A 26,537-nucleotide genomic window follows, 5' to 3' on the forward strand; every position below is an offset into this window, starting at 1 on the left:
ACCGAAGGTTGATGGAATGATCCATTTAATCCTTCATTCCAATTAGAGCGAGAAACTCTTTTTAGAATGAAGGATTTATTTTTCAGTTACCAATCGGCACATGCAGTACGAAATAGGAGCTTGCTTAGCGCACCACCAGAATTTTTTTGCGTACTACCTTGCCCTTGGCATCTCGAATGCTCAGTAAATATATGCCCTCCTGAAAACGAGAAACATTGATTTGCGACTCCTTTGCCTGTACCTCTTTCGTAGGCAATACGGTATTCCCTGCCAAATCGAACATTGACATCTGAAATGGAAAGGCTTGCGAGGCCATTTTAATGGTAATCACATCCGATACGGGATTGGGATAAGCGCCTTCCAGAATTTCAGGATCAACCTCCAGGCCGGTAATTACTTCAACGGTTACCGTAAAAGCTTTTTCTACCGCTTGTCCGGAAGCATCGGCCGAGCGAACCCGAATGGAGTAAGAAGACTGCGAATCGAAATCGAAGGAGGCCGTGGTGAGCAGGCTGTTTTCTGCTATGGAAAAGCTGGCGTTATCGGTGTCGCCATCGCCCGCCACTAGCGAATAGGTATGGGTGTCTTCAGCGTCTTCATCGGTTGTTGAAAAGGTTCCTACCTCAGTGCCCGCATCTTGTTGCTCCTGAACGGTCGCATTACTAAGTGCAATATCTGTAGGTGCATCGTTGGCATTGATAATGGCAATTGTGAGTTGCTGATCAAAGGTTGCCCCTTCGCTATCTTCCGCTCTCACTAAAATCGAGTACTCGTTTTTTGCCTCAAAGTTGAAAAGATCAGCAGTTTTAATTACTCCTCCCTCAATGGTAAACGAAGCATTATCCGTATCGCCTTGTCCGGAAACCAGGCTAAAGGTGTGCGTATCATTCGCGTCATCGTCCGTAGCCGATAAGCTACCCACGGTTGCTCCCGCATCCAGATTCTCAGCCACCTCATCCTCGCTCAGCTCAATACCTGTTGGCGCATCGTTGATGTCATTGACCGTTACAATAAAACTCTTTTCAAAAGAAGCGTTATTAGAGTCGGTTGCTTTTATGACTACAGTATAACGGCTCTTTTCTTCATAATTGAGTACCTCTTGCGCCAGCAGTTTATTGCCATCAATGGCAAACTTATCGTTGTCTTCAGCTCCTTCTATAAGCACCAGCTCATGGGTATCTTCCGAATCCGGGTCTGTTACTGCAAGCAGGCCAATCTCTGCTCCGCTTTCGTTGTTTTCGTCCAGACTGGCCGCACTGAGCGAAATATCTGTGGGATCATCGTTCGGATCCAGACTTACCCGTTCTACGGCCCCCGAGTAGAAAGCTATTCCTACCTGATTCCCCGGATCGGTTACCATATCACGATAGGCAATAATGGCCAGCGATCCATCGGCACTCATGTAAGACCATTGCGACTGCTCCCCTCCACCCTGGCCTCCGCCACTTGGCTCCGAGCCCATCATTTGTTTCCCGTTCTGATAAAAGACCTGGACATTGCGATCCAGCTTGGCCACCAGTTCATCGTTGGCAAAAAAGTGAGTTTCAGCTCCTTGCCTCAAAAAGGCAATGTATTCGCCTGTTTCAGCATCCATCATGTCTCCGCCAAAATTCACCACATACCGATCGTTATCAGAAAGCTCTGCTTCGAGCGAACCTGTATCGTTAATCCAAACGGTTTCTCCTGTAGCCACATCTACACGCGCCTGGTCGAACGATTTGGTGCCGGTAATTATAAAGGAACCATCCGATGAAAATTTAAGCCCATTTACAAAAGGCCAACCACCAATAAATGCCTTCCAGATGAGTTGTCCATCGGCCACCCTCACCTTTCTCAGGTGGTTATCTCCAGAACCCACATAGAGGTACTCATCGGCCTCATCGAAAGCCAGAAAGCGTATTTGACCCCAGTTGTCTCCCTGATCGGGTGCATTAGGCACCTGCCTGATAATGTCACCGGTATTGGCATCAAAAAGTGTAACCACTCCGGTTGGTACCGTTCCCACAGCTACCAGAGAGGCATCGTTACTGAGAACCGCCTCAAGACCTTCTATAGCCCTGGCAGAAGAATTAAGCTGAGTAAATTCTTTCTTCCAAAGCAGAGAGCCATCTTCTCCGTTGAGCACTCCAACACCGTAAGTTCCACCATTTGGAACAAGTTGATAGACTACTTTAGAACCATCAGGGCTCATATCGCCTCCCCAGCATTCGTATCCGGGCTGATACTCCCATAGTTTTTGTCCATCAAAATTGTATTTGTAAATGGTGGACTGAACCCTGTAGACGTTTTTCTCTGTATCGGAATTTCCGAACCAATTTTCCTGGCCAGGAATAAACACGACTGTTCTTTCTTGCTCTGAAACCGCCCCTCTCCAAAAACCGGTGGGGGTTACAATGGCTTGTGTAAGACTGAATTCCACCTGATACTCATAGTCTAGAGGAGCCCAATCAATCTCAATTTTTGTCGGGTCGTCAAAAGAGGCTACTTTAACTGTTTTATTAGGGAAATTTACATTGGGCATATCCTGCACATTTCCACTCAAAACCAAAAACCAGTCAGATCGGTCGGCAGCCTCAAACTCAAAGCTAAGGAGTCCTTCTCCGGCAGGCCGGGTTTCTACACTGTACTCCTGGCTTTTAATAGTTTTAACCTTCAGGTTGGCTTGCGGCATATAGCCTCCGGCTATTCGAATGGTACCGGCAATAGTCATATTATCACCATCCGTTAGTGCTGGCTCTGTTCGGCCACCATCGTTTATTATGGTAAAAGATTCTCTCAAGGCAAATTGCTCTCCTGCCTTTTCAAACCTGAATTCACCCACATGCTCAGAAGTACCCTGAGGTAACTGAAGACCATCGCCAAAATAGCAATTGGACCATACAGAAACTACGGTAGACTCACCAGGTTCCAGATTTATAAAGCCTCCATTAGGAAAAGTGGCACAGCCGGGAAAATTTTGTGGCTGATCATCGGCCCTAAAGTCAAAAGCAATATTGGTTACTGCATCGTTTCCATTGTTGGTTATTTGAACTCTAAGTTTTGGTTGCCCATCGAGCGACCAACGAATGGTACGCTGGGTCAAAAACTCGAATTCCAGATTTTGTGCCCAAGCCGGGGTGTTATTGGCAAATGTATGCAGCGGCAAAAGGAGGACAAGCAGTATAAGGCAAAAAAATTCCCTGCATGAAAAATGAAGTGATTTCATGGTCGTGTCGTTTGGTCAATAAAATTTAACAATTATTGCTCACTTTAGGAGCACAGTACTCTGATAGGCCTCTGTGTTGTACATCAATCATACGAACAAGCTAAAAATTACCCTACTTTTTCCCGTTGGCAGGCCTTAAAGCTATCGCTCGAAAACCGGCAAATTCATACCTAAAAGGGACAAAACAAGAATTAAATATTTTCCTTAGGCTTATTGCCAGAAATACAGAACTTAGAAATATGAACTGGGGATTTATTGGTTTTGGAAGAATTGCCCGCAAGTTTTTAGAGAGTCTTTTTGCTGTTGAAGGCGAAGTACCTTATGCCTTTGCATCGCGTTCGAATGCACAGACTTTGCAGCAGGAGTTTCCTCATGTAAAGGTTTATGACAGCTATGAGGCTCTGCTACAAGACCCAAAAGTGGATGTGGTTTATATAAGCACCACCCACAATTTTCATTGTGAAAACACCATTGCGGCTCTTAAAGCCGGCAAGCATGTGCTTTGCGAAAAACCCATGGGGGTTAACAGCCATGAAATAAGAAAAATGACGGAGGTGGCCGAAGCATCGGGCAAGTTTCTAATGGAGGCCATGTGGACACGCTTTTTACCGGCCTATAATGAAGCCTTGAGAAGAGCAAAAGCAGGCGCTATTGGGCCGCTCAATTACCTCACAGCCAGTTTTGGCTTTAGGTCTGAAGATAAACTTACCGCACACGGTCGTTTATTGAATCCTGAGCTGGCCGGAGGGGCCTTTTTCGATGTGGGAGTGTATCCTTTAACTATGGCTGCCGATCTTTTTGGCTGGCACCCTGAGCAGATTCAGGTAACGGCCCGGGTTGGCCATACAGGAGTTGATGAAAGTGTACAGGTACAACTTTCTTACCCAGAGGGAGCCCTGGCTCAGCTTTTTGCCAGTGTAACCACAGGCACAAACAAAGAGGCCTGCATATACGGACAAGACGGATTTATACGCCTGCCTCTCTTTTGGAAAGCACAAAGTTTTGAGATAGTAAAAGGCGATGTGATAGAAAAAGTAGAGTTGCCTTTTTTAAGTACCGGTTATGCCCATGAAATTATAGAAGTGAGAGACTGTATAAGACGTGGCGACAGGCAGTCGGCCAGGGTTTCGCTGAATGAAAGCCTGAAAAGTGCGCAACTGGTAGAAAAAATTCGTGGTCATATTTTCAAAGAAGTATAAAATGCCAAAAGGATTCTTAATCGATCAGGACGGGGTTATTTATGTGGAAAACAAAATGATTCCCGGAGCTGACAAATTCATTAAAACACTGCAAAAGGAAGGCATTCCCTTCACTTTTATGACAAACAACAGCCAGCGTACTCCGTTGGATGCGGTGCGTAAACTATCTAAAATGGGCATTTATGTAGAGCCTGAAAATGTGTATACATCAGCCATGGCAACGGCTCATTTCATGGGGCAGCAGTTTCCCAAAGGCACGGCCTATGTACTGGGAGAAGGGGGTTTAATTTCCAGTCTACATGAGCATGGCTTTACACTGGTGCAGAACGACCCGGACTTTGTGGTGGTAGGCGAAGGCATCAACTTTACGCTTGAGATGGTGAGAAAGGCTATTGACTTTATTCTGGATGGAGCCAAACTTATTGCAACTAATCTGGATCCGTCTCCCCGCAAGCCGGGCTGGAATAATCTGGGCATTGCGGGTATTGTAGCTATGATAGAAGCCGCCACCGGTAAAACGGCTTTCTCTGTAGGCAAACCCAGCCCTGTAATGATGCGCCAGGCCAGAAAACACATTGGGCTGGCTACGGAAGAAGTAACAGTGATTGGCGACACCTTGGCCACAGATATTCAGGGAGGTGTTCAAGTGGGCTATAATACAATACTTACCCTTAGTGGTATGTCCAAAATAGACGATCTCAACGACTATCCTTTTAAACCTGATTTAGTGATTGATTCCATTGCCGACCTAAAGTTGCCCCTTCCCTGGTGGTAGACTTTGAAAATGAGCAAGCGCATGCCTTATGGAAGAATTATCGTATAACGGAAACAGCATAGTAGTGGACTGCAAACGGGGAGCTGCACTTATGCAGTGGACCTGCCGCAAGGGGCAAAACCTCCTGCCCCTAATTCACCACAATAAAACCTATCTGTTCGAAGGTTCCTGGCTATTTCCCTTTCCCAACAGGGTCAGCGGAGGCCGCTACCAGTTTCAGGGGAGCAGGTATGAACTAGCCACCAACGATCTGGATGGGTTACCAAATGCATTGCACGGGCTAGTGCATGACCAGGCCTTTAAGATAGCCCGAAAAGAAGATAACTGTCTGGAACTGGCCTATTCCTACGAAGGTGACCAACCGGGTTTCCCTTTTCCCTACGAACTCCGGCTCTGCTACCAACTAAAGGGCGAGGCCGAGCTGATACTGAGCATTGAAGTGGTAAATCTGGGAGAAGCAGATATGCCCTGTGGACTGGGCTGGCATCCTTATTTCAACCTGAGTATGACACCATCTGCCCGTCTCAAACTCCCTCCTGTGACGCACATGGAGGTTGATGAGCTCATGTTGCCCACAGGTAAGGAAAGGCCTTTTAACGACTTTAAAAATTTTGAATGGCTCCATGGGCATCGCTTCGACACCTGCTTTCGGCTTCTAAAAATGGAAGAGAAAAACAGTGTGTTCCTCAGCTTCCCCAATCAGGGTACCCTGGAGCTCTGGCAAGACTTTAACTTTCCTTTTCTGCAGGTTTATAAAACGCGCGAAGATGCCATTGCCTTAGAACCCATGACTTGTGCCATAGATGCACTCAATAACGGCATTGGCCTGAAAGTACTGAGCCCCCGGCAAAGCTGGAGGCTCCAAATGGGGCTTAGGTTTTTCTAAGGTTCCTATTCGTGCAAGACCATTAGAGGAAGCGGTATATCTAACACCATTTTTTTGGTGTGACTGCCGTGGCGTAGTCGCTCAAAGAAACCATGATGACGGGCAATCATTACCAACAGGTGTATGTTGAGCTCTTTGGCCGTTTGTTGCAGTCCTTCCTCCACATCTTCATACTTTCTAAAATGAAAACTATGGTTGGTATGCTTCACATATTTTTCCATTCGTCTGGCAATATCTATCTGGTCTTTCTTATCAACTTCACCGGTATCGATATGAATAACATGAATTTGAGCATAGAAAGCTTTAGCCAAATCGACTACTACATGAATAAGATCGGGGTTTGGAACAGATAAGAAGTCTCCGGCCAAACCAATGTGAGTCATTCGCGTAATGTCGGCATCTTCCGGCAGAGCGATTACAGGCACAGGCACGTGTTTCATTACATGGTAGGCATTGCTACCAATTAGTGCTCTGGCAAAGCCGGTAGCACCATGGGTGCCCATAACTACCATGGCCACCTGCCCTTCATCATTAATTTCATTGATGCCTTCGTGCAGAGGGCCATAGAGTATATGTATTTTGTGTTTGAGCTTTTCCAACTGCGGAAAGTCTTCAACCAACTTATTCATATCGGCCTGGGCTCTTTCCTGCAGCTCATCTAAACCGTATTCTACACCTGCCACGGGAGCTCCCTCTGCAAAGCCAAGAGGCATGACTACCGAGTGAAACAACACCAACTCAAAGTTGGCCCGCTCGGCAATCTTAATGGCATTGGCCAACGCATTTCTGGCACAGGCAGAAAAATCTATGGGTACAACAATCTTTTTCATAACAACCTCCTTTTTTAAGTGTACTTCAATCTACTTTCAATTCCTTTCTTATTGGCTGATCTAAATCATCAAAAAAAATGATTTGTGTTTTCCCTGTCGGGCTTCAACGCCTGCAATAATTCTATTTCTGACAGCGGATTTCTCAATTTGAAAAGGCTTTGAGATACAAGCTGCCCCTTCAGCCACATACACATGGTCTGTTGTTTTGGTTGAATTTTTGAAACCAATAAGGTGTGCAAGGCGCACACACTATGTTCAACTAAAACTTTTGAAACTATGCTTACATGGGCCATTATATTCTTTATTGTAGCCATCATAGCAGGTTTGTTTGGTTTCAGAGGTGTGGCTACAGCCTCTTCTAAAATTGCCAAATTCCTGTTCTTCATATTCGTAGTCCTTTTTGTGATATCGCTGTTTTTACAGCTACTGGGCTACTAACCCTCAGGGGTTTAAACGAAAGAGGCTGTCTCGTTACCACGAGTCAGCCTCTTTTTTATGCTTAGGGGTAATTTTAGCCATTGCCTGATTTAAAGAAGTCTTCAATATTATTGAACGTACTTTCCACCCACTTTTTGGTGTCGTTCCAGGTCTCTTCTGTGGCATTGGCCACGTCTTCTTTGGCTCTTTCCAAAGCAGACTTACGGTCGAGCAATTCATCTTTCTTTTCTCTTAGATTTTCGGCCACATCTTCCGAAGCATCTTTTAAGTCTGCGTTTACTTCTTCCAGGGCGTTACCCACATCGGCCAGAGCTTCATCTATCTTTGCTTGAATCTCGGCCTTTTCTTTCTCCCATTCAGATTTTGATGAGTTGCCGCAGGCCACAATACCCATAGTGACCAAGGCAATTGATAAAATAGTTACGGTTAATCGTTTCATGTTTATTTTCTTTTTGGTTTAAATGATGTTTGCTAAAGTTTCAAAGGTCGTACCACTCTGGCTGTTCAGGCTTGGAGCTCCTTAAGGTGGCCGTTTAGTTTTTCGCCTCCCTTAATACCAAAGTCGAGCGTACGAATAGGGAATGGAATGGTAATATCGTTGGCATCGAAGGCTTTTTTAATTTCCATTACTGCGCTGCTCCTGGCCTGCAGGTAGTTGGGGTCTTGTGGAGAGTAGTTGATCCAGAACATTACCCTAAAGTTGATGGAGGAGTCGCCAAACTCTTCGAAAACCACGTTTACGTCTTTTTCTGAAGTGAGGTATTCATTTTTGAGAACGGCTTCTCTGGCTATTTCTTTAACTCGCTCCAGGTTATCGCCATAAGAAACTCCAACGGAAAGGTCTACCCTGCGCCTATAAGTTTTGGTATAGTTGGTGAGCGCATTCTGAAAAACCAGTCGGTTAGGAATTATGACGTGTAAGCCCTGAAATGTCTCTATAACGGTAGCTCTTAACTGTATGTCTTTGACAAAGCCCATATAGCCGTTAGTTTCTATAATATCGCCCACACTCAGCGGCTTTTTAAAGGCCATAATTATTCCTGAAATAAAATTGGCCGAAATGTCTTGAAAGGCGAATCCAATAGCCAAACCGGCAATACCTGCACCGGCTAGTAAGGAGGTAACTGCCTTGCTCAAATGCAACAGGTTAAGGGCTATAACCAACCCAGAGCCAATGACCAGAATGGAAATAATGGTAGAAAGAAGACCAATTATGGCAGGCTGTTCAATAAATCGGGCCATAACTTTTCGGGCTCCATACCTCACCATTTTAGAAAGAAAATAAAAGAGAACAAGCACTAAAATGGCCACCACAAAATTGGGCAGCATATTGGTAAGTAGTTCGAGCCATCCTTCTACCTTCTCTATTACTATGTTGATTGCTTTTGATATGTTAAAATCCACAGTGTTTTATTTTTTGGTTATTAATGCTTTCATCTCACGAAAGAGCTCTTGTCTGTCGCAATCGAGCTTACGCTCCAACCTTCGGAGCAGCTCATTCTCTTCCCCATCTTCCCAATGCAAATCGCGTTCGCTCAGCTGGCCGTAGCGACTTCTGAGCCGTGGGGCTATTTGTGACCAGTTACTTTCGAGAAATCGTTTCATTGGTATTCTAATTCGCCATAAGGCTCAAAAAATCCATACCAATCCCGAAATATGCGTTTTGGTGTTCTCTGTGAGGTTGAAGGCCTTTGCTGTGTAGAATATTGGCGTGAGCAAGTGTGGAATATTATCCACAAAAAACCCTTCGGAACAAATGCTCCGAAGGGCTCGGTCTACTTATTAACCTCACTAATACAAAAGGTTGACTCAAAAATTATTTCTTTGAAAAGGCGGTAAACATCCAGTGATTTTTCTCCGTTTTCTTCACCATAGCGTTCATCATATCTACAGTTCCGCTATCACCTTTATCGAGTCCGACATTAATCACATTGAACATGTGTTCCAGCAAAATCTCATAGTCTTTCAGAATTTCGGAAACCATTTCCATGGCTGTAAGGTCTGAGCTGGACTCTTTAATTTCCGATTCGTCCAGATATTCTTTCATAGTACTATAGGGTGTTTGACCAAACACTCTTATACGCTCTGCGATGTCGTCTATGGCCACTTTGGCATCGTTATACTGATCTTCGAACTTTTCATGGATGTCGAAAAAATCGGCTCCTTTTACATTCCAGTGAAAGTTTCTCAGCTTTTGATAATGTACACTGTAATTGGCCAATAATTTATTGAGGGCTTCAACAATTTCGGCTGTTTCCAATTTCGTATAGCCCAATCGTGAATAGGCTCTTTTCTTAGTTTCTGAATGTATTTTAGTTGCTACTCCGTTATCCATATATTTTTTTCGTTTGTTTCTGCCCTAAGTGTTGCCAATACCATTCCAGTATGCCCTGGCGCCCCAAAAGAGGGGTATAGCAGAAACTTTCGGGAAGGGAGTTCCTCAATATTGTGGAATTGCCGCTACGAACTAAAGAGCGATGGATATGGTAAAACGGGTACCCTGGTCTTCTTCGCTCGTTACTTTTATCTCGCCAAGGTGGCTTTGTACAATGTTCTGAACGCTGGTGAGCCCCAGCCCCATGCCTCCTTTTTTGGCCGTGAAAAATGGGTCGAAGAGTTTCTTCTGGTTTTCTTTAGAAATGCCCTTACCGTTGTCTTCTATGTGAATAAGAATGTGCTGTTGTTGTTGCAGAGTGCTCACCCGCAAAACACCTTCGCCTGCTTTCATGGCTTCTATGGCATTAATCATAAGGTTTACCAACGCCATTTTCATTTGGTCTTTGTCAAGCGCTACTGCCGGCAACCCCTCATGAAGTTGCAGCTCCAGTTTCATCTGTTGCAGGTTAATGCGGTCTTCAACCATCTGCACAGCGGCTTTTACTACTTCATTGACTTGACTGTTTTCCAAGCTAAGGGCTTTGGGTTTGGAAGACTCGAGCAGCCCTGAAATGAGTTCTTCTATGCGCCTGGCATTCCTACCTATGATGTTGAAGTAAAGTTCTGCATCTTCCAGGTGTTCGGGCACTTCGTCTTTGAGTTGCTCAAGAGCCAAGCTCAGATTGGTTAGCGGATTGCGTACCTCGTGGGCAATGCTGCGGGCAATTTTACCGGTCATGGAAAGCTTCTCTGCCAGTAACAATTCGGCTTCGGCTTGCTTGCGCTTGCTGATGTCTTTAATGACTCCCTGATAGAGCCCTACCTGAGCCTGGCTTTTCTCTAGAGCTACCAGGTTGATAAGACAAACCACAGTTTGTCCGTTGGCCATACGCATTTCGGCCTCAAACTCTTCTACCTTGTTGTTTTTATACAACTGTTTATTGAAGTGCCAGAAGGTTTCCTCATCAGAAAACAGCTCGGAAAGGCTCAGAAAACGTATCTCTTTTTGGTCGTAACCAAACAGTTGAAGCATGGATGCATTGGACTCCAGAATAAGATATTCGTTGTTCATGAGAAAAATAGAGTCCATGCTCTCCTCAAAGAGTTGCCTATACTTGGCCTCGGATTGGCCTAGCTCCAGGGCATGCTGTTTCTCTTCCGATACATCTACAAAACTAATGGTAAGCCCATCGGCAAACCGTGTGGCATGAATGGAATACCAAAGGGACTCCTGCCCTCTTCGAAATTGCACTTCGCGTTTAAGTCTTTCACCTGTTTCTACCACCTCTTTGAGGGAGTCGAAAAGAGCGTTGGTCACTTGCCCGGGAAAGCTCTCTAAAAAACCTGCTCCTTCAATATCCTCTGCCGAACGCCCCAGTATGTTCAGGCCCTCCGCATTAATAAGTTGTACCTGAAAGTCTTCAATACCCCCTTTGGTGTTGCGTACGGCCTTAAGAGCCACAATGCCATGGGGAGTAGTGTTTAAAATACTCTTCAGTAGTTTTTCGCCTTCTGTGAGTGTCATGAGAGGTTATATGCTTTTAGCTTGTTGTAGAGTGTTTTTCGGTCTACCTGCAAGACTTCTGCCGTCTTACTTTTATTGTTATTGGTTCGCTTCAGGGCGTTGATAATGGCCGTTTTTTCAGCGGCTTCGGTTACTGCCTTTAGGCTTGGAGGGGCTTCTCCATCTATGAGTATTTCAAAGTCGGGCTGATCATCTTCTACCGGAAAGATTATTTCTTCGGGCAAGTGTTCTTTGCTCAAAGCAGGCCCATCGCACAACAGAACAGCTCTTTTAATTACGTTTTTGAGCTCTCGCAAATTACCATGCCAAGTGTAGTTTTCTAGTATTTTGAGTGCTCTCTTGTCTATAGATTCCACGTTTTTTCGCAACTGTTCATTGGCCAGTTTAAGAAAATGTAAGGCAAACACTTCTATATCTTCCTTGCGCTCTCGCAAGGGCGAAAGCTCAATTTTGAATTCGTTTAAACGGTGATAAATATCTTCTCTGAATTCGCCTTTTCGAACGGCTGTTTTCAAGTCTTCATTGGTGGCCACTATAATGCGAACATCTACTTTGCGTTCTTGGCTGCCTCCCAGGGGTTTTACCTTTCGCTCTTGCAATACGCGCAGCAGCTTTATCTGATTCTCGTAGCTCAGATTACCAATTTCATCTAAGAAAAGTGTGCCTTCATTGGCCAACTCAAAACAGCCTTTCTTGTCGCGCAGGGCCCCGGTAAAAGCCCCCTTTACATGTCCAAACAATTCACTCCCGGCCAGGTCTTTGGGCAGAGCTCCACAGTCTACTGCAATAAACGGTGCTCCAGAACGAGCACTCTTTTGGTGAATGGCGCGCGCAACATACTCCTTTCCGGTACCCGTTTCTCCCAAGATAATCACCGACATATCGGTAGGGGCAATAAGTTCAATATGCTTATTCACCTTCTGAGCTGAAAGACTTTTGCCAGAGATAAAGTCTGTTTTGCTTGCCTCCGGCCTCGAGGGCTTTTTGGGTACAGGCGCTGCCTGCTTATGCTCTGTTTCCAGCGCATTGATAATGGTAAGCATTATTTCATCGGGATAGAGCGGCTTGGTTACATATTCAAAAGCTCCTTTTTTGAGTGCCTCCACGGCTATGCGCACATCACTGTAGCCGGTAATGATGATCACTTTGGCAGCTGGCCTTATAATCTTAATCTTCTCCAGCATTTCAAGACCATTGTAATCGGGCAGTTTAAAATCGCAAAGAATTAAATCTACCTCCTGCTTCTTTAGCCATTTTTCGGCTTCTTTTCCGCTCAGCGCTTCATGGGTTTCGAAACCCTTTTTGGTCAGATATTTTCTCAAAAGGAGACATATTTCTCTGTCATCATCTATTATGAGTATCTTCTTCATAAACGTATCTGGCTTACTGCTTCTAAAATTTCTTTTTTATTGAAGGGCTTGTTCACAAAAGCGTTCACCTCAAAAGCTTTTGCCCGTTCTCTTTCTTGCAATCCATCATAGGCACTAATAATAATTATGCCTGAAACCTCAGGCTGTTGCCTGATTTCCGGAATAAGATCAAAGCCACTGCCATCAGACAGGTTCAGGTCAAGAAAATACAGGTCGTATTTTTTTTGTTTCAGCTTTATTCGCCCCTCAGCCACACTGGTGCAAAATTCTGTATGATAGCCTGCCTTTTGAAGCAACCGGGAGAGCATCAGGCCTATATCTTCCTCATCGTCAACAATTAAAACATGTGCTTTAGCTTCCATTCTATTGAGTGTCTTACACAACGATTTTGTAGAAAAAATTACACACCTCAGCTTAATAAATAGCCCTGAGCATATTTTGTTCGAAGCGGCACGAACTTTTCTCCTTAAATGACCAAAAAAAGAATTGATATGATGATTAGAAGTAGAAACAAATGGATTGGAAGCCTGCTGGGAGTAACGGCTCTTATTGCCCTGAGCTCCTGCTCAGCCCAAAAAGACCTTATTGCTACCCAGGCAAGTAACATTGATAGTCTACAAACCAGCATGCAACAGTTGGTAGCCGAGCGCGACAAACTGCTGCAATACAATGAAGAATTGCTGAAAGAGAACGATCGAATGCAAGAGCAAATAGCAGTGTTGAGAGCGAATATTGAGGCTCAAGACGAGCTATTGGAAGATAAAACGGATAAAGCCGAGCTTGTTGAAGAGTGGCAGCAGGAAACTGAAGCCATTGTAGCTACTTTTGAAGACTATGGTATTGATGTGATGGTAGAAGAAGGTATGATTCGGCTTTCGGTAGATGAAGGGCTATTATTTGAGTCGGGCAGTGCCAAAATCAACAATAGAGGCCAAATGCTGGTTGATAGAATAGCAGAAGGTATTATGCAAATGCGCCATGCGGAGATTATAGTGGAAGGTCATACGGACAGCGACCCACTCATTGGTCCCGAAAACAATTGGGATCTTTCGGTAGAGCGCTCCATGGCAGTTGTAGAGCGTATGATCCGTGAACATGATGTTTCGGCCCAAAAGCTAATGGTTGCGGGTAAAAGCAAGTTCGACCCGGTGGCAAAAAATACCTCAGAAGCTATGAAGGCCCTGAACAGACGAGTTGAATTCATCATTGTTCCCAATGTTGAAACTCTACTGCAAGAGGTGGAATAGATTGAAACATCCATTAAAAATAGATATTTCCCAAAGCCCGAAATTCGGGCTTTGGGATTTGCTGAATCAAAAAATATTCTAAATGAATTTTATCCTGAGCCAAGCATGAAAGTATTACTGACGGGTGCTAACGGATATATAGGCAAACGCTTGCTTTACCTCTTACTGGAAAGAGATTTAGAGGTGGTGTGCTGTGTGCGCGATGCCGGCCGATTCAACCATGCTTTGGTCAATCATCCTCAACTAACCATAATAGAGGCTGATTTTCTAAAACCTGACACGCTCAATCACATCCCTCAAGACATTGATGCAGCATATTACCTGATGCACGCCATGTCTGTTTCCGGCAATGGTTTTGAAGACAGAGAAAAGCAAATGGCACAGAACTTTTTAGCCATTGCCACCCAGCGAAGCTTTGAACAAGTCATTTACCTGGGTGGAATTGCCAACGACAACGAACTATCGCCTCACCTGAGATCGAGGCTTAACACAGAAAAAATACTAAGTCGGGGGCCCTATAACTTCACTGCTTTGAGAGCCGGTATAATCGTGGGGTCGGGCAGTGGATCATTCGAAATAATCAGGGATCTGGTAGAAAAACTACCTCTAATGATTGCTCCTCGGTGGCTCAAAACCAAATCGCAACCTATTGCGGTGAACAATATTCTTGAAATACTCGACAAAACCTTACTCAACAAGGCCCTTTACAATAAGACCTTCGACATAGCCGGGCCTGAAGTAATGAGCTACAAGGAAATGCTGCTTCGCTTTGCCCGGGTAAGAGGCCTCAGGCGATTGATAGTGTCCGTGCCGGTACTAACCCCTCGACTGAGCTCCTACTGGCTATATTTTGTAACCTCAACCTCTTACGGACTGGCGCGACACCTGGTAGAGAGCATGAAAACTGAAGTAATTGCTAAACCCAACACACTAACCAAGCAGCTAGACATTGAACTAATTACTTATGAAGAAGCCGTTAGAAGAGCATTTTCGCGCATAAAGCAAAACCAATTGATATCGAGTTGGAAAGACGCTATGTCTAGTGAAACCATTAACAAGAGGTTCGAAGATCTGGTTGAAGTTCCTTCTTTCGGGTGCTTTAAAGATCACCGTCAAAGACCTGTTACTCATGAAGCTGCTGTGCTTAATAACCTATGGTCCATAGGGGGAGAAAGAGGATGGTACTATGGCAACTGGCTTTGGAAGTTGCGAGGACTTATAGATAAAATGGTGGGCGGTGTAGGGCTTAGAAGAGGTCGTACCCACCCCACTGCGATCAACTCGGGCGACTCGCTCGATTTTTGGCGGGTAATTGTAGCCGATAAAACCAATAAACGGCTCTTGCTTTTTGCCGAAATGAAACTACCTGGCGATGCCTGGCTGGAATTCAAAATAGATAAACACAATGTTCTCCATCAAACCGCTACTTTCAGGCCTAAGGGCATTTGGGGCAGGCTGTATTGGCTGGCCGTATGGCCCTTTCATGGCTTTGTATTCAATGGCATGATCAGTGGTATAGCTCAAACGAAATCTGTGGATCCCAAAATCTAATGGCAATAAAGTGATTGAAAATACTCTTTAGAAGCTTGCTACGGAGTAGCCGCCAAAAAACGCAGACTAAGCCTTGAAGTGTAATGAATTAAATATAATTAAAAACGACTGTTATGAAACCTATAGAGACCTTTGGTTATAAGAAAACCATACCCGAAGAAATTTACTTTCCTGCATTGAAGACGCTTTCTTTTTACCCGGAGCTAAAAAATGTTCGCATCATTTTTCGCTTTAATAAGCCCAATGGCCGAACGGTAATGAGCGCCCGGCCGGTAATTAAAAGTTTGTTTGGTGTGCTGGTGGAACGAGCTTATTACGTGAACATTAGCCGATTCATAAAACTAGGTAGCGAAAGTTTAAAAATTGAAGACCTTCCTGAAGATGTTCTTATTGGCTGGCTGGGGCATGAGTTAGGTCATGTAATAGACTATAAAAACCGGTCAGTGCCCGGCATGATTTGGTTTGGACTCAACTATTGGCTGTCTGGCCACTTTGTGAAAGGAGCGGAACGGAAAGCCGATGAATATGCCGTGCAGCATGGCCTGGGCGACATGATTGTAAAAACGAAAAACTACATTTTGAGCCATGCCCAGATACCGAGAAAGTACAAAGAGAAGATGAAGCGGCTATATCTCTCTCCAGAGGAGATTATGCAGATGGTAGAAACCAATCAGCATAACAACGCGCAGCCCGCTCTTTAGGCTTCTAAAAAATGTTCGAACTCCTTTAGCGACTCCTCGTTCATCATTCGAGGGGTTTTTACCTGGCCTCCCTTCTGCTTTTTCTCAGCATTCCAACGGTGAAAGTCTTCGGCAGTAATTAGCCTTACATCTACTCCTTTCAATGCTTTTGACCGGGCCACCCTGTAGTTTTTATTCTTGGTTTTGAGCAGCTCGTCCAGAGCCTCTGAAACCTCCTGAGCATTGAGGTCTTTTGCAGTTCCCAGGCCCAAAAACCACAAATGATAAAACTCTCCTTCGCGTTGAACCGCTCCCACTGTAAACTCAGGAATTTCTGCTCCAAACCTTTCTTCCAACTCCTGAATAGCCTCATTCATTTTAGCCACCGAAAGCTGTGACCCCACTACATTGAGAAAGTGTTTTGTTCTGCCTGTTATTTTGATTTCAGCTCGCTCCAGATCAGTAAACTTTACTGTGTCGCCAATGCTATATCGCCAGGCTCCGCTCACAGTAGAAATAAGAATAGCATAATCTTTCTCTAGCTCAACTTCATTCAACGAGAGAGCCGGAGCCTCAGGAAACGGGCTCCCGTATTCATCGAAATACTTCTCCTCAAAGGGTATGAATTCAAAATAGATACCTGTGTTGAGCGACAGTTGCATGGCCATATTTTGGCTGGGTCTGGCCTGATAGGCCAGAAAGCCTTCAGAGGCAAGGTAGGTATCGAGGTAAAGCATGGGTTTGCTGGTGAGGCTATCGAAACTAGCCCTGTAAGGCTCAAAGGCTACCCCTCCCGAATTGTACACCGCCAGATTGGGCCACAAGTCGTGAATGCTCTCCACCTTATTCCATTCAATAACCTTTTTTAGCATCAGCTCAATCCATGAAGGTATACCGGAAATGGCTCCAATATCCCATTCAGGTGCTTTTTTTGCTATGGCTTCCACTCGCTCGTCCCAATCGTCTATACCGGCAATCTCCTCCCCCGGTTTGTAGTAGCCACGAAACCAAAAAGGTATATTACTGGCACTTATTCCACTAATTTCGCCTTCATAATGCCCATCCACTTCTTTTAAATCGGTGCTGCTGCCCAGCATCAGAATTTGTTTCTCAAAAAAACTATCGGGCAAGTCGTGTTCCGAAAGACTTAATACCTGTTTCAGACCGGTTTCACGAATGGCTTCAATCATTTCCTGAGTGACGGGGATGCGCTTGCTCTTGTTGCCGGTAGTTCCTGAGCTCAAGGCAAAATACTCCGGTGTACCCGTCCAACTAATATCAGGTAGTCCTTCAATAGTTTTGTGCCACCATGCCTCCTTCATCCGTTTGTAGTCAAATGTCGGCACACGGCTGCGAAAATCTTCCACAAGTGTCTCAGACCGGAGAAGCTCTTCAAAGGCATAGGCCTTGCCAAATGCTGTATCTTTCGCCCGTTCGAGCAACTCGCGAAGCATGGTTTGCTGCAATTGGGAGGGGCTGTCGTTCGTTTCGGCTATTTGGCCTCCTACATCTATCGCTTTTTTAATGATTTTTCCGAGTAATGGCATAGTGTTATTCTTGTTTGCGCCCTATTTAATTCAAAGTTTAGACCAGATTAACCTTTACGGCTCAAGGGTTATTTGAAAAGGTGAAATGACCTGGCGTAACTTTCTATCCAAAGGTCTCCCTAAGTCGAATTGGTATTGGAGAGATTTTTGAATCACTATGATCAACTCAATAGCCTTACAGATGTTGGTGTGGATTATAATTTTTCTAATTATCACGGTGAGCACAGCCTTTCTTGCCTTTACGCAACGAAGTATTTCGCGCTCCAGGATACCTCGTTTCTTCTTCTTTTTGTTTGCTACGCTATTGCTGGCCACCTTATTTATTGAAATGATAAAGATGTAAGCAACGGAAGTTCAGCAACAACATACTGTGAAACCGGCACTGACAAAGCCCATTTGCTGAGTATTTTACTTTATCAAATTGACAGTGTAATTACCTATTTGGAAATAACCGGGAAAAATGCTTTTCGCCATTGCCTCTGACTTTTTTAAATAAACTTACTACTTAGCCATAACCCGATGAATGGACGAATCGGCCAGGTTAGCACTAGACGGAGTAAACCCCGCAAAATATTTAAACTCCCGAACCAGATGTGCTCTATCGGAATAACCCAGTTCATCGGCCAGGGTATTCCAGCAAGGTTTGGGGTTTTGGGTAATGCGCTCAATGGTATGGCTGAAGCGGGTAATGCGCTCGTAGGCCTTGGGACTCAATCCAAAATGGCTTTTAAACAAGCGTTGTATTTGCCTGTCGCATAAATAAAAATGATCGCGTAAAGCTTTAGTGCTGAAAAGAGCGTTTCCGGTTCGCGTGGCTCCCACTGCTCTTACGAAAAACTCATTGGCAACCTTCTGCTCATCCACCCAGTCAATGAGAAACTCATCTACCAAAGCCACCTGCTTTTCCAAATTCTCTTCTTTAAGAAGGTGGTTTCTAAGCAAAGAGAATATGGGGTTGTCTAAAAATTGAGCTTCAATGAAAGCATTGTGTACACTGTTTAGTGGAAATCTGAAAATGGCAGAAAACCACTCGGGCTTTAGCGATATGCCGATAACCTGGCTGTTGCCATGCATTTTCCAATGCACGGGTTTGTCCATGAGCCCTACGACATAGTTGCTCGGAAACACCCTCCATTCATTATCAATCTTACCCAATTGAAGCTCTCCTCTTACCTGAATAATCCACTCGGCAGTACCCAGAGGCAAACAGGTTTGTTCCGTGGTAAGGCTGTTAGGCTCAAAGTCTGTTGTGGTTACCCAATAATGGCTAACAATTCCCGATAAATAAGCCGAAGGTTTAAAAGTGTAGTAAGAAGGCCTCATGAATGAATACCAGACTTTGCCAATACTGTATTTTGCCAAAGAAGGTTGCAGCAGGTAAAGAATACTGCTGCAACCTTTCTGTTTCTATGGGTTGAGTTTCTGATAGCTAACCTCTGTTTTGCATCCGGTGCCCCCTCTAACTCGATGGTTGTAAAACTTGTACTACCTGCCTGACGAACTAGCTGATAGCTATTGCACTTGGCTTTATTATTTCGACACACATCCATATGGCTGTAATGTATCTGATATTCATTTTAGGATTCTTGAATAGTAAAAAAACACCTATAAGGTTTCGAGCGGTCGTGCTGCCGGAACAATATTGCGGACGGGAGGAGTAGATTTGAGGTATTTAAAAATAGCCCTGAGTTCGTCTTCCTCCAGCTGAGCATAGTTTGGCCATGGCATTGGCGGCAGCAAATCGCGACTGGCTTCAACACCCTTATATTTGCCTTTGGTCATGGCTGTTTTAAACTGCTCGAAAGTCCAGTTGCCGATTCCTGTTTCGTCCGAACTAATGTTTGCCGCATAAGAGACGCCCCAGGGGCCCACGGCCACTGTGCTTTGGTGGCCAAAGAGTACCCATTCGCTTACCAGTTCTTTATTGACCGCAGGGAGTGGTTCGTTTTGAGGGTGCCCTGAGAGCAAACGGGTGTTATCTTCTTCCGGACCAAATGCCGTAAAAACCTTGGGCGAATGACAGTCGCCACAACCAATGGTGGTAACCAGCTTTTTCCCTTTTAAAATTTCCTGCTGCTCTGTAAGTATTGGAGCCGTTATTTGCTGCTCCATAACAGCCGGTTGGCAAGCGGCTATTAGCCCCACTGCCAATGCCACCATGTAATTGACCTTGCTTTTCATAATGTTTGTTGTTGTAAGTTTTGAGTATGAATTTTTATGAAATTCAGTCACAAAATTAGAGCAGAGCCTTCGTTGGAGTATTGAAAAAAAGCGACATTCTAGCGAAAAGCACCTTACTTTCAGGGCTTTGCAAAGTGTGTAACCCAAAAAAACGGAAGGTCTACCGACTCAGACGAAAAACCCAGGCATGTTTCCCTTCTACACGACTGAACTTTATACCGGAGGTATCAATAATCAGCTTGCCTTTTCGGTAGTGCCAGGGCAGGTCGATAGAGTCATAACCTAAAAGATTGATTCGGGTTTCGCTATTGGGCCGGGGAATAGACAAAACCAACTCATCATCTGGCCATTGCATGGTAATGGCATATATATTACCCCGGTTTTGTGTATAGGCAATGTGTTGCTGCAGCGATTGGTAAGTGGCCTTCAACCCGTTTTCATTGCCTGCGAGGTTTACCAGTAAATTTTTCTGAGGGATGACTTCTTTCTTGCCATTGGGTGTTATCCAGTAGAGTTCCAGACGGGCATTGTGAGTTTTCTCAAAATATTCTATTCGTATGGGATACCTATTGTTTGCCTTTAAATTCAACACTCCCTGACTTACTACTACCGCATCATTACCCATAACAAAGCCATTGGCTCCCTCGGGCGCATTCTTCCATTGGTTAATAACGAGTTGGTCATTGATCCACACCCGAACCCCATCATCGGCCAGTGCTTCTATCCGGAACGGGCCGCTTTGGTCTGGCCTCAAGTATCCTTCCCAAATGGCTGTAAACTCATCTTCCCTTATAGGACTTCCGGGGCTATTCCTTACCCAGTTAAAGTTTATTTGAGCATCCACTCGCTGCAAAGTGACCTGGCGCTCCTCACCACTTACGGTATACGTTTCAGCTCCATAAATGGCTTCCCCATTAATGGCCAGCCAGTCGCCTAATTGCATTAACCGATCTTGCTGTAAAAGCGGAATCTGACCATCAGCTGTTGGTCCCACATTAATAATCATTCCCCCACCATTGGCCACAGCTCTTACAAAACTGTGTACAAGTTCAGTACCGGTTAAGTAGGCTTGCAACTTCTCGAATCGGTTCAATCCAAACGAGCGCCCCAGGCCTCTTACCTCTGCCCACGGCCTGTCTGAGGTCTTTATTCCTGAGCTGTATTCCGGTGTAATAAAGCCCATTCCTTCGCTACCATTGCCCCACCGGTCGTTTACCACAGCGTCTGCTCCCACCAAATTAAAGTACCAGGCTATTAATTCAGCGGCATGCCATTCTTCAGCCGAATTGAACCACTCTCCATCCGCAAAAATCAGATCTGGCCTGTAAGTGGCGACAAGCTCTTTGAATTGCGGAATCATGTGTTGCTCTACATATGGGCCAATGTTACGATGCGGGTCGGTATCCCAACGATGCAATGGGTGGTTCCATTCAGGCAATGAATAGTATAGCCCCATTCTAAGTCCTGCGTCTTTCACAGCCCGGGTCAGTTCTCCCACCAGATCACGCTTAGGCCCCACTTCCATACTGTTCCAGTTGCGGGCATACCGGCTTGGCCAAAGCGCATAACCATCGTGATGCTTGGCAGCCATTACCACATATTTTGCACCTGCCTTGTGGAATATATGTGCCCATTCATCAGGGTTAAAAAGTTTTGCTTTGAACAATGGAGCAAAGTCGTTGTAGGTAAATTTTTCGCCATAATTTTTCTTCATGAAGTTGGTTCTCAGCGAATCACCCAGCATCAATCCGCGCAAATACCATTCTGCATAATCTTCTTTATTGCTGTATGCGGGAACAGAATAAACGCCCCAATGAATAAATACACCGAGTTTGGCATCGGTAAACCACTTGGGGTAAGGGCGGTTCTTCAATTCTTGCCAATTGGCCGAATAGACTTTTTGCCAACCGAAAGCCGGGGTATAACACAAAGTAACAGCCAACAACACAATAGAAACTAACCTCTTTTTCATGGGGCCACAGGAGTAAACCTCTAAGTTAAAGGAAATGGGGTGATGAACTAACTCGATTTAGAGCAACAAAAAAAGCCGATCAAATGATCGGCTTTTACGGTGTAGCGGGAGCAGGACTTTAAATACCATTGATAGTCAGTATCTTACAGTTTATTGTAAAACAATATATATCACAATTTAACCTCCTAATGAACTGGGTTTCCGTTTTCCAATTAAGCAAATACTTACTGTTTATCAGCTATTTACCTATCATTTCCGTTTTCTAATTAAGCAAAATTATGCCCAGAATGGAACATATTCTGCAAACTTCGTTGATACATTATGAGGATCCTTTGGCTTAATCTTATTCTGTTCAAGCGCTTCTTTGATAATTAGAGAAACTTGGGCTCTCTGTTTTTCATGCATACCAAGGCGCTCTCTGAGAGATGTGTTTGTCATGCCTCCGTCAGCATAGTATTTTATCACAGCATGTTGAAAAGCGGCTTCAACCCTCTCTGCCTTTGAAAGTTGGGCAAATGTTTTTGGAGAATACATTGTAACCCTAAAAGAGTTCTCAAGCTCTTCAAATTTCAATGGAGGAAGGCCATATATTTCTATAGCTATAACAGCTTTTTCCAAACCAGAACCCCTCTCTTCACAAATATTGTATCTTCTAAAAGCTGATGCCAATATCTCATTTCTTGACTCAGGCGTAGTTCGAATTAGTCTATCAATCTTTTTCGTTGGCAGTAACCTTCCTGGATTTGAAATGGATATTCTATCATCAAAAACTTCAATCATAGGCCCTGCTCCTTTAACCGTAAAATCCTGATGAATGAGGGCATTTGCAATTAACTCCCTCAGCGCAATTTCTGGATAAACACTCGTCTCTTGTCTTAAGGCATTCTTTATAATTTCACTACTCGGCAATAGGGCCTTTAAGAAGGTAATCAACCCCTCAAATCCAATTGCATAACCCTTTGAACCTGGGTATTCCTTTTCTGCTTCTACCTTATTCTTGCCTTTATACTTTATCAATCTAATGGTCTTTCTAGCAAGCCCATCAAACTCCTTTAAATTGTATGCTGCTGCCAAAGCTCCAAAATTGGTGATATAAAAGCCAGAACCATCAACTTCATCGAGCATTTTTTCATGGATCATCCAGTCGATAATCTCCCTATCAGTTGAGGGTACCGGTGCCTTTAAGAGTCTAAGAATTGACCTATAATCTATCATACTAAAAATCTCATGAGCCACCTTTAACTTTGAAGAGTGCAGCTCTTCAAAATGCAAAGTCTTACTATTGAGCATTAAACCTCCCAGTTCTTGCCGTGAAGCCTGCCTTGTTGTTCCACCACTTCGTATAAAAGCATCTTCCATGGTTCCTCCTTTTAAATGAACTGGTTTGATTGAGCTTTCCTTAACATACACAAAAAGTAAACTCACTCCTTCATAAGTCTGAATAGTGTGATCTATTGTTATAACTGGAAATAAACTGTCACGACAGATTGAAGAAAGTCTTTGCACAACTTGTTCAGCATCCACTTTTGAAATTCCAATAGGATTCGCTGTATTATCCTCTATGCCAAAAACCAAATAACCACCTCCAGGTAGGTTAGCAAAGGCAGATAAGTGCTTACTTAATTTTTTACTGTTTGGAGATAGTGTCTCTTTCCAGTCTATTTCATTCAACTCCTGAGGTACGGGTTTTAAACTATGATCCAATAAGTCGATAGCTTTTTTATACCATTCTTTCATTTTCCGTTTTCTAATTAAGCAAAAACAGACTGTATATCAGATACTTATATACTAATTCCGTTTTCCAATTAAGCAAAACTAATTCCATTTGGTGCATAAACAAATAGGCGAATATTATTCGAATAATCTCATCTTCATGGAGACCATCATTGATTTACTAATGTATGATAAGGTTATCTTATCTGATTAATCATCTTGCTAAAGTTCCCATCTACCACCTTTTCAGCTTCATCGATAGAGCACTTCCATACATTAGCCAAATAATTCAGAACAAGGCTCACATGAGAGGGTTCAATAGGCAACCCATTATTCTCAATGAAGGGGCCATCTGTTTCAGTCAACACTTTTTCAGCAGGAATTCTCCCAACTATCTTTTGCCCATTCCTACTCTTTACCATGGCCGGATTGACAGAAAAATAAAAACCATGCTCTGCTATCTTATCAATAAGCTTTAAAGGACCGCTATACCAGTGGAATATGGCACATTTAATATCATAGTCCATTAACAGCTCAAAAACCTGTTTTTCGGCCTTTCTAGAGTGTATACTCAATACCTTCTTTTGATCACGGATATTAGCCAAAATTCTCTTGAAGCTTGCTACCTGAACTTCCTTTGTACTGATTCCCTCATGCGAAAAATCTAGACCTACTTCTCCTACATATGAGGTGTACTGCAGCGATCTCAGGAAGATATCAAATTCTTCATTATGCTTATTCGCTTCAAGTGGATGCATGCCTAAGGCTAGTCGGATTCTCTTGTATGGTCTTACATACCTGAACCCCATTTCAAAATGACTTGGTAAGTTGGTCACCCCAATTACAGTCATTTGAGATCTGTCAATTCTTTTAAGCAGTTGCTTTGGATTGGGATAAAGGTCAATGTGACAATGGGTATCTATCATTAGAGGCCAAGATGCTTTTTTAATTTCGAATTGCCTTTATCCGAAATCCATTTAATGATTTCCTTCCTGGAATTCACTACTACATCCGCATAAGCATCTAGTTTGGACTGCTCAATATTTCCATCGACTAAGAGGTTCCTCTTAATTTTACCTTTATCTAAATCTGTCTTGAGAAAATCAAATAGTGCTTTGATGTCTGGCCTAAGTTTATCAAAGTCTGTCGCTTTTAGTAGATCAATTCCAAAATCTTCATTATCCCAGGATTTCGCATGAAGGGCAGCTCTTCGGTAAATACAGGGCATGCAAACACCACATTGTCCCGCTTCTCTATTATCCCAATGATATTTATGGCCTCTTTTCCCACACGACTTTGAATCCTTATATGTTGACATCAAAACGGTCTTATCTGAGGAATTATTAACCATACTACCCTTTGTCATAAACTCGAAAGGATTGAAGAGTCTCGTAGTAACTCCAACCGTTAGGAGAATATTTTCAAGAGAGTTAAGAAAGAAAGGGTGGGTGGTTCTAGTACTTAGTGAACTGGATCTGGAAGGAGTAAGAGGGTGATTAAGAGAAATGGTGCCATTTTCTGGAATTATAAGTTCAGTTACTTTTGGCATTTTCCTTATTAGATATAGACCCAGACTAATAAATAGTAATGAACGGCTTCTTTGGTTAAGATCTCTAGAAACTGTCTTTCCAGTTGAAAGCTTACTTTCAACCTTGACTCTCGTTCTTATATGCTCATATCTACCAGGGTAATGTTTTGCAAATTTGCTTATAATCTGATCTTGATCTGACTTAGGTCCAGAGTAAGTGGAATCAAAATGTGAGATTAAAACTCCCTTTTCTTTGATACTTAACTTCTTTAGCTCATTTATTACTCCCATTAATGAATCTAAGCCACCTGAAAAAAGACTTGCGAACTTATATTGATCATAGTCAAAAACTGGGATGTATTTCTTTCTTCGATTAGTTCGCTCCAGGTATAATTTAGAAACAAGTAGAGGCTTAAATGTCAGGGTCCACAAATCTCCGGTTAAGAAGCTTAGCATATCTTCAAATTCCGATTTGACTGAGGCCCATTTGTTAGTGTGCCGCACTGGAATCTCCAATTCAAAATCTCTAGTCCATCCATTGAATGACCATACCTTTCGGGCAAACAAATCATCAACTGCATATATTATGGAAGAGATCAAAAACAGATCGAACTCGATTGAATCTGTCTCTTTTGTAAAGTCATATAATCTTTCAAAATCAGGAAAGGATAGACTTGCTTTAGTTTCTACACCATCTTCCAAATATGAAATTTTAACATCTCCAAACTGCCCTTTTACAGTAGGAGTGGAAGCTTCTACTTTAATTTTAATCATCATCCCCAAATACCTTTAAGACGTCTTCTTGGATATTAAAAATTATTCTTTCCCCATCACTAGAGCCCCAATCCACCTTATTCAATGGATTAGTTTTGTTCATTTTTGTAAGTCTGTTATCAATGAATTTCTTTATTTGACCGAATAAGTTTGAACATTCTGCTTTACCTTTCTCTTCCACTAACTTTTCATAGAACATTACGGAGAGATGCTCAAACACATAATGTCCAAAATAATCAATAACTACCTCTTCTAAAGAACTCTCCTCCAGAGTAGCTTTCAGGGCTTCTTCCAATTCATCTGGCGTTTTTGCATCCTCAGCAATTTTTTCAAGTAATTTTCTCGTTGCCTCTTTAGCTGCTTTGTCATCTATTGACCTGGCAGAGCCGCTACAATAGTCAATCAGATGGTTAATTATGTCTTCCGCTGATTTACCGGTTAGATCAGTTAACCCAGTATCTGCAAGAGCTTGTGTTAAATCTCCTCCGGATGACGAAAAGCCTCCTAAAAAGCTACCTAACTTTTGAGCTGATCTTGCCCCTCCCTGCCCGGCTATTTTGGATTTGCCTCTGCCTGCATTTGATGCTCCCCCAACCACATTGACAAACTTGCTTAAAATTGAGCCAATATTTCTTTCTGCAATTTCACCGGTAGTACAACTTCTGGTTACTGAACTACTCAGATCGCCCCATTGAGGCTGCCCTTTAACTCTGGCTCGATATGACTTTGAAGTACCCATA

General features: G+C 43.6%; 24 protein-coding genes. 7 read left to right on the plus strand and 17 right to left on the minus strand.

Translation table 11 applies throughout. The features are described 5' to 3' along the window. Positions 1-124: 124 nt before the first annotated feature. Positions 125-3,205, minus strand: coding sequence for a cadherin domain-containing protein (locus tag B3763_RS09670; RefSeq protein WP_286746024.1), 3,081 nt, complete (start codon positions 3,203-3,205; stop codon positions 125-127). A gap of 239 nt (positions 3,206-3,444) precedes the next feature. On the opposite strand from B3763_RS09670, the gene B3763_RS09675 reads away from it, so the two are divergent. From B3763_RS09675 to B3763_RS09685, 3 genes are read left to right on the plus strand one after another with little or no spacing between them, the layout of a single operon-like run. Next, entirely contained in the window at positions 3,445-4,404 is a 960-nt protein-coding gene (locus tag B3763_RS09675) for a Gfo/Idh/MocA family protein (protein WP_286746027.1), read from the plus strand. Position 4,405: 1 nt separating this feature from the next. Further along, positions 4,406-5,179 (plus strand): HAD-IIA family hydrolase, encoded by a 774-nt coding sequence (locus B3763_RS09680; protein ID WP_189631567.1) that lies wholly within the window; start codon positions 4,406-4,408, stop codon positions 5,177-5,179. Positions 5,180-5,207: 28 nt separating this feature from the next. Beyond that, complete coding sequence (locus B3763_RS09685; protein ID WP_286746029.1) at positions 5,208-6,065, plus strand: aldose 1-epimerase; 858 nt, start codon at positions 5,208-5,210, stop codon at positions 6,063-6,065. Between the two features lie 5 nt (positions 6,066-6,070). Here B3763_RS09685 and B3763_RS09690 read toward each other — a convergent pair whose 3' ends face one another. Continuing rightward, positions 6,071-6,895 (minus strand): universal stress protein, encoded by an 825-nt coding sequence (locus B3763_RS09690; protein ID WP_286746030.1) that lies wholly within the window; start codon positions 6,893-6,895, stop codon positions 6,071-6,073. A 276-nt stretch (positions 6,896-7,171) separates the two neighbouring features. On the opposite strand from B3763_RS09690, the gene B3763_RS09695 reads away from it, so the two are divergent. Beyond that, complete coding sequence (locus tag B3763_RS09695; protein WP_189631570.1) at positions 7,172-7,333, plus strand: DUF1328 family protein; 162 nt, start codon at positions 7,172-7,174, stop codon at positions 7,331-7,333. A 73-nt stretch (positions 7,334-7,406) separates the two neighbouring features. Here the strand turns inward: B3763_RS09695 and B3763_RS09700 are convergent, their stop codons facing one another. The 7 genes from B3763_RS09700 to B3763_RS09730 form a co-directional block, all read right to left on the minus strand. Further along, entirely contained in the window at positions 7,407-7,772 is a 366-nt protein-coding gene (locus B3763_RS09700; RefSeq protein ID WP_286746033.1) for a hypothetical protein, read from the minus strand. A gap of 65 nt (positions 7,773-7,837) precedes the next feature. Then, entirely contained in the window at positions 7,838-8,737 is a 900-nt protein-coding gene (locus tag B3763_RS09705) for a mechanosensitive ion channel family protein (RefSeq protein ID WP_229838761.1), read from the minus strand. Positions 8,738-8,743: 6 nt separating this feature from the next. Further along, positions 8,744-8,938 (minus strand): general stress protein CsbD, encoded by a 195-nt coding sequence (locus tag B3763_RS09710; RefSeq protein ID WP_189631572.1) that lies wholly within the window; start codon positions 8,936-8,938, stop codon positions 8,744-8,746. 211 nt (positions 8,939-9,149) lie between these two features. Then, complete coding sequence (locus B3763_RS09715) at positions 9,150-9,668, minus strand: Dps family protein (protein WP_189631573.1); 519 nt, start codon at positions 9,666-9,668, stop codon at positions 9,150-9,152. Between the two features lie 132 nt (positions 9,669-9,800). Next, a complete protein-coding gene (locus tag B3763_RS09720) occupies positions 9,801-11,234 on the minus strand; it encodes a PAS domain-containing sensor histidine kinase (RefSeq protein ID WP_286746037.1) in 1,434 nt (477 codons plus the stop codon). Next, positions 11,231-12,604, minus strand: a complete 1,374-nt coding sequence (locus B3763_RS09725; protein ID WP_286746039.1) for a sigma-54-dependent transcriptional regulator — start codon at positions 12,602-12,604, stop codon at positions 11,231-11,233. The genes B3763_RS09720 and B3763_RS09725 overlap by 4 nt, the downstream gene beginning before the upstream one ends. Next, a complete protein-coding gene (locus B3763_RS09730; RefSeq protein WP_189631576.1) occupies positions 12,601-12,966 on the minus strand; it encodes a response regulator in 366 nt (121 codons plus the stop codon). The genes B3763_RS09725 and B3763_RS09730 overlap by 4 nt, the downstream gene beginning before the upstream one ends. Before the next feature lie 108 nt (positions 12,967-13,074). Between B3763_RS09730 and B3763_RS09735 the strand changes: the two genes are divergently transcribed. From B3763_RS09735 to B3763_RS09745, 3 genes are all read left to right on the plus strand, one after another. Continuing rightward, positions 13,075-13,851: an OmpA family protein gene (locus B3763_RS09735; RefSeq protein WP_286746042.1), complete on the plus strand. Its 777-nt coding sequence runs from the start codon at positions 13,075-13,077 to the stop codon at positions 13,849-13,851. Between the two features lie 105 nt (positions 13,852-13,956). Continuing rightward, the gene (locus B3763_RS09740) at positions 13,957-15,402 is read left to right on the plus strand and encodes an SDR family oxidoreductase (protein ID WP_286746044.1); all 1,446 of its coding nucleotides are present in this window, start codon (positions 13,957-13,959) and stop codon (positions 15,400-15,402) included. A 113-nt stretch (positions 15,403-15,515) separates the two neighbouring features. Continuing rightward, entirely contained in the window at positions 15,516-16,103 is a 588-nt protein-coding gene (locus B3763_RS09745) for a hypothetical protein (RefSeq protein WP_286746046.1), read from the plus strand. On the opposite strand, the gene B3763_RS09750 is transcribed toward B3763_RS09745, so the two are convergent. The 8 genes from B3763_RS09750 to B3763_RS09785 form a co-directional block, all read right to left on the minus strand. After that, on the minus strand, positions 16,100-17,629 hold the full coding sequence (locus B3763_RS09750) for a GH3 family domain-containing protein (RefSeq protein WP_286746048.1): 1,530 nt from the start codon (positions 17,627-17,629) through the stop codon (positions 16,100-16,102). The genes B3763_RS09745 and B3763_RS09750 overlap by 4 nt on opposite strands. A gap of 501 nt (positions 17,630-18,130) precedes the next feature. After that, on the minus strand, positions 18,131-18,952 hold the full coding sequence (locus B3763_RS09755; RefSeq protein WP_286746050.1) for a helix-turn-helix domain-containing protein: 822 nt from the start codon (positions 18,950-18,952) through the stop codon (positions 18,131-18,133). Positions 18,953-19,234: 282 nt separating this feature from the next. Continuing rightward, a complete protein-coding gene (locus B3763_RS09760; RefSeq protein ID WP_286746051.1) occupies positions 19,235-19,810 on the minus strand; it encodes a c-type cytochrome in 576 nt (191 codons plus the stop codon). Between the two features lie 160 nt (positions 19,811-19,970). Beyond that, positions 19,971-21,782 (minus strand): alpha-L-fucosidase, encoded by a 1,812-nt coding sequence (locus B3763_RS09765; RefSeq protein WP_286746053.1) that lies wholly within the window; start codon positions 21,780-21,782, stop codon positions 19,971-19,973. 276 nt (positions 21,783-22,058) lie between these two features. Continuing rightward, a complete protein-coding gene (locus B3763_RS09770; protein ID WP_286746055.1) occupies positions 22,059-23,519 on the minus strand; it encodes an ATP-binding protein in 1,461 nt (486 codons plus the stop codon). 173 nt (positions 23,520-23,692) lie between these two features. Continuing rightward, positions 23,693-24,421 carry a Qat anti-phage system TatD family nuclease QatD gene (qatD, locus tag B3763_RS09775; protein ID WP_286746057.1) on the minus strand — a complete coding sequence of 243 codons (729 nt, stop codon included), beginning with the start codon at positions 24,419-24,421 and terminating at the stop codon, positions 23,693-23,695. Further along, positions 24,421-25,800 (minus strand): Qat anti-phage system QueC-like protein QatC, encoded by a 1,380-nt coding sequence (gene qatC, locus B3763_RS09780; protein ID WP_286746059.1) that lies wholly within the window; start codon positions 25,798-25,800, stop codon positions 24,421-24,423. The genes qatD and qatC overlap by 1 nt, the downstream gene beginning before the upstream one ends. Further along, positions 25,790-26,536 (minus strand): hypothetical protein, encoded by a 747-nt coding sequence (locus B3763_RS09785; protein ID WP_062300766.1) that lies wholly within the window; start codon positions 26,534-26,536, stop codon positions 25,790-25,792. The genes qatC and B3763_RS09785 overlap by 11 nt, the downstream gene beginning before the upstream one ends. Position 26,537 lies beyond the last annotated feature (1 nt).

Source organism: Roseivirga sp. UBA1976 (genome assembly GCF_002336325.1).
Lineage (GTDB): Bacteria > Bacteroidota > Bacteroidia > Cytophagales > Cyclobacteriaceae > Roseivirga > Roseivirga thermotolerans.

Coding starts and splice junctions, on each gene's coding strand:
- B3763_RS09715 (WP_189631573.1), bottom strand. CDS start 9,668: ATGGATAACGGAGTAGCAACTAAAATACATTCAGAAACTAAGAAAAGA.
- B3763_RS09730 (WP_189631576.1), bottom strand. CDS start 12,966: ATGGAAGCTAAAGCACATGTTTTAATTGTTGACGATGAGGAAGATATA.
- B3763_RS09725 (WP_286746039.1), bottom strand. CDS start 12,604: ATGAAGAAGATACTCATAATAGATGATGACAGAGAAATATGTCTCCTT.
- B3763_RS09690 (WP_286746030.1), bottom strand. CDS start 6,895: ATGAAAAAGATTGTTGTACCCATAGATTTTTCTGCCTGTGCCAGAAAT.
- B3763_RS09760 (WP_286746051.1), bottom strand. CDS start 19,810: ATGAAAAGCAAGGTCAATTACATGGTGGCATTGGCAGTGGGGCTAATA.
- B3763_RS09740 (WP_286746044.1), top strand. CDS start 13,957: ATGAAAGTATTACTGACGGGTGCTAACGGATATATAGGCAAACGCTTG.
- B3763_RS09670 (WP_286746024.1), bottom strand. CDS start 3,205: ATGAAATCACTTCATTTTTCATGCAGGGAATTTTTTTGCCTTATACTG.
- B3763_RS09710 (WP_189631572.1), bottom strand. CDS start 8,938: ATGAAACGATTTCTCGAAAGTAACTGGTCACAAATAGCCCCACGGCTC.
- B3763_RS09695 (WP_189631570.1), top strand. CDS start 7,172: ATGCTTACATGGGCCATTATATTCTTTATTGTAGCCATCATAGCAGGT.
- B3763_RS09750 (WP_286746048.1), bottom strand. CDS start 17,629: ATGCCATTACTCGGAAAAATCATTAAAAAAGCGATAGATGTAGGAGGC.
- qatC (WP_286746059.1), bottom strand. CDS start 25,800: ATGATGATTAAAATTAAAGTAGAAGCTTCCACTCCTACTGTAAAAGGG.
- B3763_RS09745 (WP_286746046.1), top strand. CDS start 15,516: ATGAAACCTATAGAGACCTTTGGTTATAAGAAAACCATACCCGAAGAA.
- B3763_RS09685 (WP_286746029.1), top strand. CDS start 5,208: ATGGAAGAATTATCGTATAACGGAAACAGCATAGTAGTGGACTGCAAA.
- B3763_RS09735 (WP_286746042.1), top strand. CDS start 13,075: ATGACCAAAAAAAGAATTGATATGATGATTAGAAGTAGAAACAAATGG.
- B3763_RS09765 (WP_286746053.1), bottom strand. CDS start 21,782: ATGAAAAAGAGGTTAGTTTCTATTGTGTTGTTGGCTGTTACTTTGTGT.
- B3763_RS09720 (WP_286746037.1), bottom strand. CDS start 11,234: ATGACACTCACAGAAGGCGAAAAACTACTGAAGAGTATTTTAAACACT.
- qatD (WP_286746057.1), bottom strand. CDS start 24,421: ATGATAGATACCCATTGTCACATTGACCTTTATCCCAATCCAAAGCAA.
- B3763_RS09675 (WP_286746027.1), top strand. CDS start 3,445: ATGAACTGGGGATTTATTGGTTTTGGAAGAATTGCCCGCAAGTTTTTA.
- B3763_RS09700 (WP_286746033.1), bottom strand. CDS start 7,772: ATGAAACGATTAACCGTAACTATTTTATCAATTGCCTTGGTCACTATG.
- B3763_RS09785 (WP_062300766.1), bottom strand. CDS start 26,536: ATGGGTACTTCAAAGTCATATCGAGCCAGAGTTAAAGGGCAGCCTCAA.
- B3763_RS09680 (WP_189631567.1), top strand. CDS start 4,406: ATGCCAAAAGGATTCTTAATCGATCAGGACGGGGTTATTTATGTGGAA.
- B3763_RS09755 (WP_286746050.1), bottom strand. CDS start 18,952: ATGAGGCCTTCTTACTACACTTTTAAACCTTCGGCTTATTTATCGGGA.
- B3763_RS09770 (WP_286746055.1), bottom strand. CDS start 23,519: ATGAAAGAATGGTATAAAAAAGCTATCGACTTATTGGATCATAGTTTA.